Source organism: Acinetobacter sp. Ac8, assembly GCF_055392545.1.
Genome location: NZ_AP043689.1, coordinates 4,712,047 through 4,726,946, shown reverse-complemented (window position 1 = coordinate 4,726,946; position 14,900 = coordinate 4,712,047). Strand labels below are relative to the sequence as shown.

General features: G+C 38.4%; 14 protein-coding genes. 8 read left to right on the top strand and 6 right to left on the bottom strand.

The genetic code is table 11. The features are described 5' to 3' along the window. Positions 1–167: 167 nt before the first annotated feature. Both ACZ5QH_RS22415 and ubiG read right to left on the bottom strand, forming a co-directional pair. On the bottom strand, positions 168–842 hold the full coding sequence (locus ACZ5QH_RS22415) for an HAD family hydrolase (RefSeq protein ID WP_303577564.1): 675 nt from the start codon (positions 840–842) through the stop codon (positions 168–170). Further along, entirely contained in the window at positions 839–1,552 is a 714-nt protein-coding gene (ubiG, locus tag ACZ5QH_RS22410; protein ID WP_303577565.1) for a bifunctional 2-polyprenyl-6-hydroxyphenol methylase/3-demethylubiquinol 3-O-methyltransferase UbiG, read from the bottom strand. Before ubiG ends, ACZ5QH_RS22415 begins: the two co-directional genes overlap by 4 nt. Positions 1,553–1,781: 229 nt before the next feature. Between ubiG and ACZ5QH_RS22405 the strand changes: the two genes are divergently transcribed. Continuing rightward, on the top strand, positions 1,782–2,399 hold the full coding sequence (locus ACZ5QH_RS22405; RefSeq protein ID WP_004723532.1) for a thiol:disulfide interchange protein DsbA/DsbL: 618 nt from the start codon (positions 1,782–1,784) through the stop codon (positions 2,397–2,399). An 80-nt stretch (positions 2,400–2,479) separates the two neighbouring features. On the opposite strand, the gene ACZ5QH_RS22400 is transcribed toward ACZ5QH_RS22405, so the two are convergent. Continuing rightward, positions 2,480–3,124 (bottom strand): TetR family transcriptional regulator, encoded by a 645-nt coding sequence (locus tag ACZ5QH_RS22400; RefSeq protein ID WP_004723531.1) that lies wholly within the window; start codon positions 3,122–3,124, stop codon positions 2,480–2,482. Positions 3,125–3,298: 174 nt separating this feature from the next. On the opposite strand from ACZ5QH_RS22400, the gene ACZ5QH_RS22395 reads away from it, so the two are divergent. The 6 genes from ACZ5QH_RS22395 to ACZ5QH_RS22370 all read left to right on the top strand — a co-directional run bounded on the left by ACZ5QH_RS22395 (position 3,299) and on the right by ACZ5QH_RS22370 (position 9,606). Next, positions 3,299–4,321, top strand: coding sequence for a ferredoxin reductase (locus ACZ5QH_RS22395; RefSeq protein ID WP_303577566.1), 1,023 nt, complete (start codon positions 3,299–3,301; stop codon positions 4,319–4,321). A gap of 119 nt (positions 4,322–4,440) precedes the next feature. Beyond that, positions 4,441–5,580: a fatty acid desaturase family protein gene (locus ACZ5QH_RS22390; protein WP_419761941.1), complete on the top strand. Its 1,140-nt coding sequence runs from the start codon at positions 4,441–4,443 to the stop codon at positions 5,578–5,580. A gap of 365 nt (positions 5,581–5,945) precedes the next feature. Beyond that, on the top strand, positions 5,946–6,662 hold the full coding sequence (rph, locus tag ACZ5QH_RS22385) for a ribonuclease PH (RefSeq protein WP_303577567.1): 717 nt from the start codon (positions 5,946–5,948) through the stop codon (positions 6,660–6,662). A 218-nt stretch (positions 6,663–6,880) separates the two neighbouring features. Next, positions 6,881–7,009: a hypothetical protein gene (locus ACZ5QH_RS22380; RefSeq protein WP_262087376.1), complete on the top strand. Its 129-nt coding sequence runs from the start codon at positions 6,881–6,883 to the stop codon at positions 7,007–7,009. A 20-nt stretch (positions 7,010–7,029) separates the two neighbouring features. Further along, entirely contained in the window at positions 7,030–9,210 is a 2,181-nt protein-coding gene (locus ACZ5QH_RS22375; protein ID WP_303577568.1) for a phosphocholine-specific phospholipase C, read from the top strand. Between the two features lie 231 nt (positions 9,211–9,441). Then, positions 9,442–9,606, top strand: a complete 165-nt coding sequence (locus tag ACZ5QH_RS22370) for an ABZJ_00068 family colistin stress protein (RefSeq protein ID WP_303577569.1) — start codon at positions 9,442–9,444, stop codon at positions 9,604–9,606. Positions 9,607–9,620: 14 nt separating this feature from the next. Here the strand turns inward: ACZ5QH_RS22370 and ACZ5QH_RS22365 are convergent, their stop codons facing one another. The 3 genes from ACZ5QH_RS22365 to nadC all read right to left on the bottom strand — a co-directional run bounded on the left by ACZ5QH_RS22365 (position 9,621) and on the right by nadC (position 13,829). Further along, positions 9,621–11,498 carry an LTA synthase family protein gene (locus ACZ5QH_RS22365; RefSeq protein WP_303577570.1) on the bottom strand — a complete coding sequence of 626 codons (1,878 nt, stop codon included), beginning with the start codon at positions 11,496–11,498 and terminating at the stop codon, positions 9,621–9,623. A 171-nt stretch (positions 11,499–11,669) separates the two neighbouring features. Continuing rightward, on the bottom strand, positions 11,670–12,833 hold the full coding sequence (locus ACZ5QH_RS22360) for a tetratricopeptide repeat protein (protein WP_303577571.1): 1,164 nt from the start codon (positions 12,831–12,833) through the stop codon (positions 11,670–11,672). Between the two features lie 150 nt (positions 12,834–12,983). Continuing rightward, complete coding sequence (gene nadC, locus ACZ5QH_RS22355) at positions 12,984–13,829, bottom strand: carboxylating nicotinate-nucleotide diphosphorylase (RefSeq protein ID WP_303577572.1); 846 nt, start codon at positions 13,827–13,829, stop codon at positions 12,984–12,986. A 475-nt stretch (positions 13,830–14,304) separates the two neighbouring features. On the opposite strand from nadC, the gene ampD reads away from it, so the two are divergent. Beyond that, positions 14,305–14,892: a 1,6-anhydro-N-acetylmuramyl-L-alanine amidase AmpD gene (gene ampD / locus ACZ5QH_RS22350; RefSeq protein WP_303577573.1), complete on the top strand. Its 588-nt coding sequence runs from the start codon at positions 14,305–14,307 to the stop codon at positions 14,890–14,892. The last annotated feature ends 8 nt before the right edge of the window (positions 14,893–14,900 follow it).

The window sequence follows — 14,900 nt, the reverse complement described above, 5'->3', positions numbered from 1 at the left end:
AATTTTATATGTCTTACTTTGCCTTGTTAGAAAAGTACTGCTTCTCGTAAAGCAAGTCGAAGTGCCAACAGCGCTATCTTCTATATAAAAACATTGAAACATCATATTCAAGATGTTTCAGTGTTATTTATCATGTTGTTGGGTAAGTTGAATGATTTTCTTGGGCTTTAACTATTCACAAGTTTTCGAATAACTTGATGTAATTCATCGACATTCTCTACGATACAGTCAGCTTGCCAAGCATTTAAATTATCTTTGTACTGTAATGGTAAATAACCATATGCTGCGAGGATTGTATACATTTGCGCATTACGTCCTGCATCAATATCGCGCGGATGATCACCCACATAGATACATTGTTCAGGTGCAATCTCAATTTGCTTTGCCGCCAGATACATCGGCTCAGGATCAGGTTTGGTCTGAGCGACATCTTCAGGGCAGACCAGAACAGCGCAACGTTGTGTGAGGTTCAATGCGTTCAATAATGATTCACTTAACCAACGTGGTTTATTGGTCACAATCCCCCAAGGGATCTGTTGGCTTTCTAACTCTGCCAAAAGTGGATACATACCCGCAAACAGATCTGTGTCTACAGCAATGTCATCACCATACTGATCTAAAAAGCGTTGGCGATGCGCTAAAAAGACTGGATCATCCACTTCAAGTTCAGGATAAACCAGTTTTACCATTGCACGTGCGCCCTCAGACACCTGAGTACGGACCAAATCCGCATCAACCACTGCGCGTCCTTCTTCTCGACACATATTTTGAATAATACGGATAAAATCCGCAGCCGTATCAATCAGTGTCCCATCTAAATCAAAAAGAACAGCTTGCATCAAACACCTTCATTCACAGTATAAACCATGTAATTCACACCAACATTGGGCGCAAGCCAGTAATGCTTTGTGAGTGGGTTATAGTGTAAGCCCGTCATATCTTTAAGTTTTAAGCCTGAGTTACGAATGTCATCTGCAAGTTCAGACGGTTTAATAAATTTATGATAATCATGGGTGCCTTTTTTCAATAAACGTAATACATATTCCGCACCAATAATTGCGAATAAATAAGACTTAGGATTACGGTTAATTGTTGAGAAAAACACATGACCATTTGGTTTAACTAACTTTTGACACGCTTGGATGATAGATGCTGGGTCAGGAACGTGTTCCAACATTTCCATGCATGTAACAATATCGTATTGTCCTGCTTGTTCTTCTGCGAGTTGTTCCACAGGAACTTGGCGATATTCAATATTTTGAACATTTTCCTGTTCAGCGTGTAAGCGAGCCACATTCAATGGTGCTGCACCCATGTCGATACCTAAAACATCGGCACCACGACGTGCCATACTTTCAGCCAAAATCCCGCCACCACAGCCCACATCAAGAATTTTTTTGCCTGTAAGACCATTGGCATGTTCATCAACCCAATTTAAACGCAGTGGATTGATTTGATGTAAAGGTCTGAACTCAGAGTGTTGATCCCACCATAAAGCAGCAAGTGCTTCAAATTTAGCAATTTCCTGTGGATCAACATTAAGTTGCGACATGCCGGGCACCTCTAAGTAAATTGTTTTAATCAAAAATTAAGTTCAGTTATGCTAGTGTTTGTTAACACTTCGTCTATTTATGAAATATCAACAGACCCTAGTGTAACCATAAATCCAGAAAAAGCGATGAATCGTGTAAAAAACTTCACAGAAGGAAAACGATTTTCCCATATTTGTTTTATAGTGAATGCATAAGCTATACGAGATGACTACGAGGACAATAAAGTCAATGAAAAAATTTATTTTAGGTGGCATGACTGCCATGGTGATGGCATTTTCTGTAAATGCCATGGCTGCCGATTTTGTTGCAGGTAAAGATTATACCGTGGTGCAAAACCCAGGAAAAGTTTCAGTTCCGGGTAAAATTGAAGTACGTGAGTTTTTTTGGTATGGATGCCCTCACTGCTTTACATTAGAACCGCATATGCAAGCGTGGTTAAAGAAGATCCCTAAAGATGTTAACTTTATCCGTACACCTGCAGCAATGAATCCATTATGGGAACAAGGTGCTCGTGCATATTATGTGAGTGAAGCATTGGGTGTACGTAAACGTACGCATTTGCCTTTATTCCATACCAATCATGCAGGTAATCAGCAAGTTCTACAAAAAGATGCTTTTGCTAAATTCTTTACTCAGTACGGTGTGCCTGAGGCGAAATTTAACAGTATGTATAGTTCTTTTGCGATCACTGCAAAAATTGCTGAATCAAATCAATTGGCACAACAGTACCAGCTTTCAGGGGTGCCTGCTGTTGTGGTAAATGGTAAATATGTGGTTCAAGGTGAAGATGGTAAAGTGACGCAAGTTGTTGACTATCTGATCAATAAAGAACGTAAAGCCAAATAAGCTTTGCTGTTTTTAAAACCCGCAATTGAATTGCGGGTTTTTTTATTGCTGATGATATAGAGGCGAGTTTGGGAGATAAATTAAGCTTTATCTCGGTCCCAATTTTCGATGCCTTTAAAAATTAAGCGGATTTGCGTTACCGATTGCTTTTTAAGCACCATTTTTTGCAACTCAAGTTCTATGCCTGAGTATTGTCGAGATAAGTTGATCCATGACATTGCCCAAGTAAAAGATAAATTAATCAAAATATTGGTGATCACTTTTAAATCATTTTCATCATGAAAATTTGCGATAACTTCAAACTTCTTTAACGCGTTGGCAAGGTCATCGTTTAGGAAGTCAATTTCACGGGCGATGGCTTTACGCACAACTTCTGAACCACCCCAACGTTCCGCGATCATAAAAATCCATTGTTGCGAACTGCTGTCTACAGCCTCAAAAAACAGCGCCATGCTGGTTTTGGTTTTCGCTTCAGGATGCGCTAGGCCTTTGCCTAATTGATGTAGGACATTCTTTAAATAAAGCGCAACTTGATCCACCAGCTCTTTGCCCAACTCATCCATATCTTGGAAATGGCGATAAAACGCTGTCGGAACCAAACCAACTTCACGGGCAACTTCTCGCAAACTGATACTCGAAAATGAACGACCCGATGTGCTTAAGGTTAAAGCAGCATCAAGTAAAGCCTGACGGCTTTGCTGTTTTCGTTCATCGCGTATCGACATTCTGGTATCCAAAGATTTTTGTTGTGATGAGTCTATCAAAAATAAAAACAAATTAAACGACGAATGTCAGTGTACAGGTGTTGACTGAATTTAAAAAATGATTATAGTGTACATATGTTCACTAAAAGAACGTTTGTTCACTCAATAAATAGCAAGCACAAAGAGGAACGTCACATGAGTAGCTATATGCATTATCAGCCAGAATGGGTTCGTGAGGATTTTGTCGATTTTATCGCTGAAAAAATCAATCCTGTTTGGGCTTGGAAAAAGGTAAAAGCCACGATTATTAAAACTCGTGCATTAAGCCCTGATTTTTATCAAATTCAATTACGTCCAAATCGTAATTTTAAGCATCAACAGTTTAAAGCAGGACAATCTGTTCTTGTAACTGTTGAAATTGCGGGTGTGCGTCAACAACGTAGTTATTCTGTGGTTAAATTTTTGAATAATGGCGATATGATCATTGCTGTAAAACAGCAGGGTAAAGTCTCCAATGCACTGAGCCAAATGGCTTTTGGTCGCATTGTTGAACTGTCACAAGCTCAGGGTGATTTTGTTTTAGCTCAAGACGCGTCACCATTGTTATTGATTGCGTCAGGCAGTGGAATTACCGCAATCCACTCTTTATTGCTTGAAGCACTTAAAGATTCAAATCGTCCAATTGATTTAATTTATTTTAGTCGTGATGAGGCTTTTCATACAGATCTAGAGCAGCTTTATCAGCAACACGCATTGTTAAATTATCACTATATTCACACCGCTCAACAAAAGCAGCATTTAACTGTCGAGTTATTGGAAAGTTTGGTTCCTGATTTCCAACAGCGTCAAAGCTATGCGTGTGGTGCACGTGCAATGATGCAAAGCATCAATCAAATTTTTCATGATTTGAATATCACAGATCGTTTGAAACAAGAGTATTTCCAGATTGCGGTAGATGAAAGCCTAGAAGCACAACCGATTGTTTTTTTACGCTCACAACAAGAGTTTGCTGCGAAATCAAACCTACTCGAAAGTGCTGAACAAGCGGGATTAAAGCCAACTCATGGTTGTCGTATGGGGATTTGTAATACCTGTACTTGTACCAAAGTGAGTGGTTCGACCAAAAATATGCTGACAGGTGAAATTGACCATGCTTCAAATACACAGATCAAATTGTGTATCAGCCAAGCGATAAGCCCTGTGGTCATTAATCTGTAAATTAAAACAATCATTTCAATAAATTTAAACAACTTCTCGGTCTGTTGAACCTAGGCGTAGGAAGTTGTACCCAAAATTCAGCTAAGGCTTCTAAAAATGAAGCGCTGAGGAGCAAGACAATGAATATGTCAGTTACTTTTCCAAACAGTAAATCGAAACATTTAAACCCAGAACAAACCGCAGAATTTGGTCGCCGTGTTGATGAAATCCGTCGTGAAATCATGGACAGTTTAGGTGAACAAGATGCCAAGTATATTTATAAAATCCGTAATTTTGTTCGTTATAGTGAAATTGCTTCACGTGCTATGTTGATGTTTGGCGGATGGATTCCACCTGTTTGGGTGGTGGGTACGGGATTGCTGGGAATTTCCAAAATCGTAGAAAATATGGAGCTGGGTCATAATGTTATGCATGGTCAATTCGATTGGTTAAATGATCCAAGTTTGAATGGTGCAAATTACGACTGGGATACCATGGCAACAGGTGATGATTGGAAATACACACATAATTATGTGCATCACACCTATACCAATATTGTGGGTAAGGATCATGATGTGGGTTATGGTTTACTCCGCGTTAGTGAATCACAAAAATGGGAACCGCGCTTTTTGTTTAATATCCCTTTAGCGATTCAATTGATGGTGTTTTTTGAATGGTATGTTGGCTTACAAAATTTACATTTGGAAGATGCGCTGATTTATAAGACAAAAACCTGGAAGCAGGTCTGGACAGATGCGGCAAAATTTCGTAAAAAAGCCCGTCGTCAAATTCTAAAAGATTATGTGTTTTTTCCTGTGATTGCAGGACCCAATGCTTTACCTGTTTTAGCTGGGAATGCCATTGCCAATGTGATCCGCAGTTTGTGGTCTTCAGCGGTGATCTTTAATGGTCATTTCACTGAAGATGCAGAGACTTTTGAAGCCGATAATGTGGAAAATGAAACCCGTGCTGAGTGGTATTTACGTCAGATTCGTGGTTCTAGTAACTTTACTGGAACAGACTGGTTGCATATTTTGAGTGGGAATTTAAGTCATCAGATTGAACATCATTTGTTCCCTGATATGCCAGCCAATCGTTATTCAGAAGCTGCTCCAAAAATCAGAGCTTTATGTGCAGAATATGGCATCAACTATAATGAAGCAGATTTCCTGAAACAGTTTGGCAGTGTATGGGTACGTTTAGCCAAATGCTCTTTGCCAAATAGTTTAACAACCACCATTACTCAGTCTTTACAAAAGTTGAAGGGTATTTTTGCTTAAACAAAGTTTTTGCGATGTGTAAGCATTGGTGTTGCTAAGGTACTTATTTTGCTTCATTCAACTTGTGCAATAGCTGTTTAAAATAGATCATCAATTGTTGTTAGAAGAACCTTATTGAGTTAAATAAGGTTCTTCTATTGCTTTTAATGCGATGTTTTAGATTCAGTGATTTTTAATTTTTTGGCTAAATTTCGAAAATTTTAAAACGTGGTTTGTATATCTATCTTTTTGTATAGACGTTTATTTAAGTCACCACATATAGATTTAGCGAGCAATTTCAAAAACCACCATCTTGTAACAAAACCATCTCTCTTGGATCTGTTATAATAAGTCGCAATATTTTTTGAATCCCATAAGGACAAGCTATGCGTATCGACCAACGTGCATTAGATCAATTACGTGAAGTTAAAATTACCCGTAACTACACCCGTTATGCGGAAGGTTCAGTATTGGTTGAATTTGGTCATACAAAAGTGCTGTGTACTGCAAGTATTGACAATTCAGTGCCACGTTTCCTAAAAGGTCAGGGCCAAGGCTGGGTGACTGCGGAATACGGTATGTTGCCACGTTCTACCCATACACGTAGCGACCGTGAAGCTGCTCGCGGTAAGCAATCTGGTCGTACTCAAGAAATTCAACGTTTGATTGGTCGTAGCTTACGTGCAATGGTGGATTTGAAAAAATTGGGTGAAAACACCATTACCATCGACTGCGATGTGATTCAGGCAGATGGTGGTACGCGTACTGCTGCAATTACGGGTGCTGCGGTTGCATTAATTGATGCTATGAATGTACTTCTTGAGAAAAAGAAAATTAAGCATGATCCATTAAAAGGGCTTGTTGCTGCGATTTCTGTCGGCATGTATCAAGATGAAGTATTGCTTGATCTTTGCTATGAAGAAGATTCTAACTGTCAAACTGACTTGAATGTGGTGATGACTCAAGCAGGTGAGTTTATTGAAATTCAAGGGACTGCAGAAGAAAAACCATTTACCCGCGCTCAATCCAATGCAATGCTTGAAATGGCTGAAAAAGGTATTCAGAAATTGGTAAAAAAACAACAAGAAGCACTTGGTTGGTAATTCTAAAATATTGATATATTTTTATAAACAAACGCATCTTCGGATGCGTTTTTTATTGCATAAAATTGTTTTAACCTAAGTCGCTTATTTATAAATTAAAACAAATATTTGATATTTATGATATTTTAAGAAATATTCATCAAACTGCCATAAAAACTTCACTCTAGCGTCATACCAGTTGTATTGACTATCCCTACCTTTATTTCATGGATAGGACAATGCGAAATTTTTTGCTGATTTTAGTGACCAGTCTGAGTGTCTTACTCAGTGCTTGTAATGATGATAATGAAAGCTCAACGACGAATCCACAGCCACCCGCTGCGTGTAAAGTACATTGCGCACCATAATAAAAAATAAGGAAATAGAGATGAACCGTCGTGATTTTTTAGTCAATTCAACAAAAACAATATTTGGTACAGCCGCTTTAGCCAGCTTTCCAGCCAGCATCCAAAAAGCCTTAGCCATTGACGCCAAAGTCGAAACAGGCACGATTAAAGACGTAAAACATGTCATCATTTTGACGCAAGAAAATCGCTCGTTTGATAATTATTTTGGAACGTTAAAAGGAGTTCGTGGATTTGGTGATCGTTTTACGATTCCGCTATCCGATAACCGTAAGATTTGGGAACAATACGATAAAGATAAGAATAAAATCTTTCCCTATCATTTAGACAGTACTCGCGGTAATGCACAACGTGTTAGCGGTACGCCACACTCATGGACAGATGGGCAATTTGCTTGGAACCATGGCCGTATGGGCAATTGGGTACAATATAAACAACCCCAATCTATGGGATATTACAAACAAAAAGAAGTTGAATTTCAGTTCTCACTTGCCAACGCCTTTACCCTGTGTGATGCATATCATTGTGCAATGCATACAGGAACCAATTCGAATCGTATGTTCTTATGGACAGGTTCAAACGGTCCTAAAGCTGCGGGTGTTGCCAGTGTTGTAAATGACTTGGACAGTATTGGTGCATCAAGCACAGGCTATGATTGGACAACCTATCCTGAGCGCCTACAACAAGCGGGTGTGACGTGGAAAGTTTATCAAAATATGCCAGATAACTTTACTGACAATCCTTTAGCGGGCTTTAAACAGTATCGCCGTGCCAATGAGTTATCCGGTAAACCTGTAAACAATGACAGCACGTGTCCTGCTTATGATCCAGCCATTGATGCAACACAACCATTGTATAAAGGGATTGCCAATACGATGCCTGATGGTGGATTCCTTGCTTCATTTAAAGATGATATTGCCAAAGGTCAATTACCTCAAGTCAGTTGGATGGTTGCACCTGCGGCCTATAGTGAGCATCCAGGACCATCAAGCCCTGTACAAGGTGCTTGGTACATTCAGGAAGTTTTAAACGCTTTGACGGAAAACCCTGCGATTTGGAGTCAAACGGTTTTATTGGTCAACTTTGATGAAAATGATGGCTTTTTTGACCACGTTCCATCACCAAGCGCACCTTCAAAAGATGCTTCAGGTGTGATGCAAGGTAAAACCACCTTGAGTGAAGAACAAATCTCATATGAATACGCTACGCATCCTAAAGCTTCAGCAGGACAACCTAACTTTACTGATCCTAAAGTCAGCAATGGTGTGGGAGTCTATGGTCCAGGAATACGCGTACCCATGTATGTGATTTCTCCGTGGAGCCGTGGTGGTTGGGTAAATTCACAGGTTTTTGATCATTCGTCTGTTATTCGTTTCTTAGAGCAACGTTTTGGCGTGCAAGAGCCGAATATTAGTCCATATCGCCGTGCTGTATGTGGTGATTTAACCACAGCTTTTGACTTTAAAAATCCAAATACAACCGCTATTTCGGACTTAATGGGTAAAAAAACCAAAAATGATGCAGATGCGATACGTAATGCGCAAGCGCTATTGCCACCGGTTTCCCGTCCTTTAAGTCAGGTCTATCCTGTTCAAGAGTTAGGAACACGCCTCTCTCGGGCATTGCCTTATATTTTACATAGTAGTGCGAAAGTTGATGTGGCAACAAAAACGGTGAAGTTAATGTTCTCTAATACCGGAACACACGCCGCAGTTTTCCATGTTTATGACAAATTGAATTTAGACGCGATTCCTCGTCGTTATATGGTTGAAGCAGGTAAGCAATTGGACGATGTATGGAAAGCTTCAAATGGACTATATGATTTATGGGTGTTGGGTCCAAATGGCTTCCATCGTGGCTTTGCAGGTGATTTAGTCAAGTCTGCACAAATAGAGGCATTGCCAGAAGTGCGTGTATGTGTTGAAGAATGTGATCCTAAACTCTATTTAAAAGTTCGTAATGACGCTGCGAAAACAGCAAAATTGACCGTGAAAGCCAATGCTTATCTACCCAATAAGACATGGAATATCGAAACGGCTTCTACAGAAAAGGAGTTGAATTGGAATATGTCTGATTTCGGTGGTTGGTATGATTTTACTGTAACAATAGAGGGCGATAGCACCTTTAAACGCCGTTTTGCTGGGCGTATTGAAACGGGTAAAGACTCATTTTCTGACCCTTATATGGGATTTATAGAATCTTAATTTTAAATAGCTGAATCTTTATAATTTAAATAAGGTGCGCTTTGCACCTTATTTTTGAGTTGATAGAAGACCACATAATTTGCGCAGACTTACATGATTAAGATTCCAATCATCTATTTACGTCAATAGATACATAAATCAGCTGAAATCCCTTGTTTCGTATACAGACTCTACAAATCTTTTCATTGACCGAAATTTAGAATATTTAAAATTTTAGCAAATGGCAGGCTTATGAAAATACTCATTGTTCTATTCGCTGTGATTACCTTTGTATTGATGGCTGGAGATCCACGCCGTGAAGATTTCGAAAGCAAAGAATTTGACGCAAAAAATAATGAACCGCAACAACATACTGAACAGCAGCATGATCAAGAAGACTCTGGAGAATCTTCTTGATCATTTGGATAGGACTAGTTTTCAGCTTTTGATTTTAACATCTGATAAGTGAAATTCTTACCATTTAGCACATCCATATTCATGTCTTTATACTGTTGTAGAATCTCTGTTTGATCAAATTCACAAGATTTTTGCGTTTGCGTGCCTGTCTGATGCACGGTCGTATAACAAGCACTCACTTTATTCACAAAAGCATAGTAAGGTGAAAGGGGAATATGCGCAGCTTCTAGTACTTTGGGTGCTAAGAAATGTGCTGCCACAAAAGGCCCTTTAAATTGCTTTTGATCAATCGGGAAGTTTGCCCAAACTGCAAGCGGTGTTTCAAAGAAGCGCACATCTTTTTTCTCAGCTTTTTCTTGCTCTGATTTAAAGAAGCCATACTCATCGTAAACGCTTTGTAAGTTGGGTAAATGGTCACCAAAGAAAATCACAATTGTTGGGCGATCAAGCTGTTTGACATGCTCAATCAGGGTTTTAAATTTATCGTCAGCACGTTGCATACCCGTTAAATACGTATTCAGCGCGCGTTTACTGTTCTCACTCACACCATCTTTGGTGATTTTAAAATGGTCTTTACCAAAGCGATCATCACTGTACATTGGATGATTTTCAACACTGATCGCATAGATAAATTGAGGTTTATCAGTATTTTTAAGCTGATTTTCAATGCTGTTATAAATCAAATCATCAGTAGCCCAACCCGCAGCATTGATATATTTGGCGCGGTCAGCCATGTTGATCATATTTTCAATTGAAGTAAAACGGTTAAAACCTAGATTTTGATAAACTGCGCTACGGTTATAAAAATATTTGCCGTTGTTATGCATTGCAGTTGTTTCATAACCCAATGTATTCAAATACATTGGTAATGAATAAGTTGGACGTTTTAATTTTGATACATAAGCCAGTTCATTATGATTTAAATAGGTATTTAGGCTGGTTAACACTTCAAACTCAACATTAGCAGTTCCTCCACCAAAGCTTGGAGACAATAAGCTAGAAACCTGATTTTTACTAATCGTTGGGGTGATGTTAGGTGGAATGCTTTTGTCTAATTTTCTGGCATCCCAGTGCGACTCGCTCATCACAAAAACGATATTTGGCAATTGTTTTTGTTGTGACGGATCATCTGATGCTAGATTCGATGTAGATTCTTCATCATGTTCAACCGCCATCGGTTGATAAAAAGCAGCAACTTTTTCTTCAGGAATAACTTGTGTTTGGAAAATTTTATTATTTAAGCCATCAACCGTTTTGGAAAAAAAGAAGGTCGAAAAACCTAAATATTTAATGGTTAAATGATCACCGATCCAGTCACCACGGGTATTGGGTAGATATTTTGCATATTGGCAAATTGAGTTTTTTGCCGCGTTGGCACAAGCTTCACTAAAATTATTTTTAAAATTCGCAGTGATAAAGAAGCCAAGGATAGCAAAAGATAAAATGCTGTTTGTCAGGAGGAGAGGCTTTGTCCCTAATTTCTCTTTTTTATACAGAAATATAAATAGTCCAATAAACACTGCAATTGCTACAAAGACCGCAATTTTGAGCATGACTGGAGAGGCGATAAAGGTTTCTTTAAATAATAAAAAATCACTAGGAACCAAACTTGCAGAAAGATATTGCTCTTTCTTGATATTGATAAAGCTCAGTAAAAAAATAATAAATTGACTGAGTAAAATGGTCGCAAAGGTTTTTCTTAAGATTAAATAAAATAAACTAATAAAGGCGTAGTTTAAGAGAATTGAAAAGCCATATTTATACAGACGTGGTTTTAGATAGATGTCACGTAATTGAAAGAAACGCGTGATATCTTCTTGGTATAAGAAAAAAGCAAATACAGATAAAAAAGCGACAAGTAAAAACAAAACTTGTTGTTTCAAAGTCTTCATTGGCCTAATTACAGGAATGTATTGGAAGCCAAAGATTATAGGCTTATTCAGACGGCTTTTCTATGTAAAAACTGCTTGTTTTGTAAGCAAAATTAAAACTAATCAATAAAAAATAGCAAACTAAAGCATCAAACTTGCCCAAAGAATGTAGATATCCTTTGGGCAATTTTTTTACTGGCTTACACGTTGTATCGCTTCATCATAAGTCGCGCTTGGTTTGTATTGATTGGACAATTGGTAATGTTGCTTAGCTTGGGCATAATCTTGGTTATTTTCATAGATTTTACCCATATTATAGTGAGAATAAGCTTTGGTATTGTTATTGGTTGCCAAAGCAATGGCTTTTTGATTTGCCCATAAAGCTTCTGAGGAACGATTGAGCTTTTGATAAGCAACAGCAAGATTACTATAGGTTTGGCCAACATTTGGATTGTAGTCGATAGACTGTTGATAGAGCATTGCAGCTTGTTCAATCTGGTTGTTTTGATAGGCTTTATCCGCACTTAAATTAAGTGTCTTGGCTCGTTTTTGCGCATCTGCTGAGACAGGAACGATATTTACCCGAGTTGTTTGATTTTGATAATTTGATACTGTTGAACCCACTTGGCTTGCGTTAACCGTGGTTCCTGAAATACGATTGATGTCTTGGATTTCACCTTCAGGACTAATGCGAAATACAGTCCATAAATTACCCGTTTGACCAGTTGGAATATAATAAGAACGAATCAGTGATTCCCCTGCATAGACCATGACTTTGGCTTGGCTATTGGATAAGTTGGCCGTAGTTGGTTGAGTGCGATCAGAATAGTCATGTACTGAATACACATAATATTGACCCTCTAAACGTTTATCGATAGTGACGGTTTCAGGACCATAAGAGTCGGTGTCATCCACATCCAGATTTGCAGCCAAACCTTGTTTACTGTCCCAATATACATGTTGATTTTTATAACTTAAGTGTGAATCGAGATCTAAAGGGTTTTGCCCCCAATTCAGTACAATTCGCATACTGTTGAGATCTTTGAGTACAGGACTTAAGGCGTAGGTCATGCCATCACATGGACATTTTGCAACCAGTGTTGAATAACCTGATTTTTTGATAATCAGTAAATTATCTGAACTGTCTATAGTATTACTATTGACTGTGGCTCGGCCGCTTGTATTGGTAGAACTTGAGGCAGAGCGCTCACCATTTTTTTGCAAAATTACTTCAGCATTGGCAATATTTTGATCTTTGACTGTTGCACTTAACACATGCACATTGACGGTGTCTGCATGGCTCAGGATCGGAATAATGGATGCGAATAGTGATGAATATAAAATATGTTTTTTCATTGTTTATCTCTTTTGTTGGTACACATAATTTGATTGTTATTTAGAAGATCTTTTGCATAAAATTAGCTGATTATTTATTGACTCATCGTTATATTTTGTAATAAAAAAGCAGTATATAGATACTGCTTTATGGCTCATATGATTGAGTGATTAGTCATTAAAACGCATAGATAAATCAATCGCTTTAACATCTTTAGTCAATACACCCATCGAAATATAGTCAACACCTGTTTGTGCAACTTGACTTAAATTCTCAAGAGTTATATTTCCAGAAGCTTCTAATTTACAACGCCCTGCAACATGTTTAACCGCATCAATCATTTGTTGTTGGCTAAAATTATCTAGCATGACGATATCTGCTTTGGCTTCAAGCGCTTGATTCAGTTCATCCCATGTTTCAACTTCAACTTCTACAGCTTTGCCTGGTGCGATTTGATGCGCTTTGGCAATTGCTTGAGCGATACCACCTGCAGCCATGATGTGATTTTCTTTGATTAAGAACGCATCGAATAAACCTAGGCGATGGTTTTGCCCACCACCTACAGCAACTGCGTATTTTTGTGCAATCCGTAAACCCGGCAAAGTTTTGCGTGTATCTAATAATTTGGTTGCTGTACCTTCTAGATATTTTACATATTCAGCCGTTTTGGTTGCGACTGCAGACAGGGTTTGCACAAAGTTCAATGCAGGACGCTCAACAGTCAGCAAACTACGCGCAGAACCTGCCAATTTATAAATGGTTTCATTGGCTTTAACCCAGTCACCATCATTTTTAAGCCAAGTAATCTGTACGCTTGGATCATAAGCCTTGATCAGAGCATCGACCCAAGGTTGTCCTGCCAAGACCATATCTTCACGCGAAATGATCGTGGCTGTCGCTTGCTCATCTTCTGGTGTGAGTAGGGCAGTAATATCAGCATCGCCAATATCTTCTTGGAGTGCTTGTTGAATATTAATTTGAATAGATTGTTCAAGCAAAGATTCAGGTATGCTCATGGATATCCCTATTTTAGTCACCCTTAAAAACTGAGCGATATATTAGCACTGTCGTTGCAAGTTTGAAGAAGTTTTTATTTTATACAGATTAGGATCTGTTAACATTTCATAAATAGTTTGCGTTGTAGGTTCAAATTAAGCACGAGACGTATACATCGTAAAACATGAATGAGAATAGTGAGACTATTTTTAAGTTTCGTAACGCAAACTGAGATGATTTTAGTCATAACTTGAACAAGAACAAAGCATTACTTTATTCGCAGTGAAAGTCGAAGCTGAGGACAAGAGTCTTTTTTGCCGCTACATCGTTACGAACTACTTATTTAGAATGACTAAATTTCGTATTTCGTGCCTTGTATCGCCTAAAAAATACTCGTCGTCGCAAACATAGACGAATTGTCAACAGACCCGAGACTACACTAAAATATTGAGAATCAGCTTTATTGAAAATAGAAAAATTCTGTAGGAATAAGATATGCAATCTGCACCAGAGTTTCAGGTCGTGAATGGTCAATTGATTGGCGCAAGACAAGTCCCATCTCCTAACTATAATCAACGCCCTGAAAATACAGAGATTCAGCTGATTGTGATTCACAATATTAGTTTGCCACCTTCACAGTTCGGTGGAGGTTATATTGAACAGTTTTTTCAAAATCAACTGGATTGGTCAGTCCATCCTTATTTTCAAACCATCGAGGGTATGCAAGTTTCTGCACATTTATTGATTTTAAGAACTGGTGAAATTATCCAGTTTGTTAATTTTAATGATCGAGCTTGGCATGCCGGACGTTCAGCTTATCTAGGTAAAGTTGAGTGTAATGACTATTCAATTGGGATTGAACTTGAAGGAAGTGATGATAGCGATTTTGAAGCGATCCAATATCAACAACTGGTTGATGTGGTTGCCATTTTGCAACACGCTTATCCAAAAACTGATCATCATTTAACAGGACATTCTGATATTGCCTCAGGACGAAAAACTGATCCTGGACCACATTTTCAATGGCAGCAGTTTAGAGAAAGTTTGAATCAGAAAAAAATTAAGATAAAACAACTGAAGTAAATAAGCGT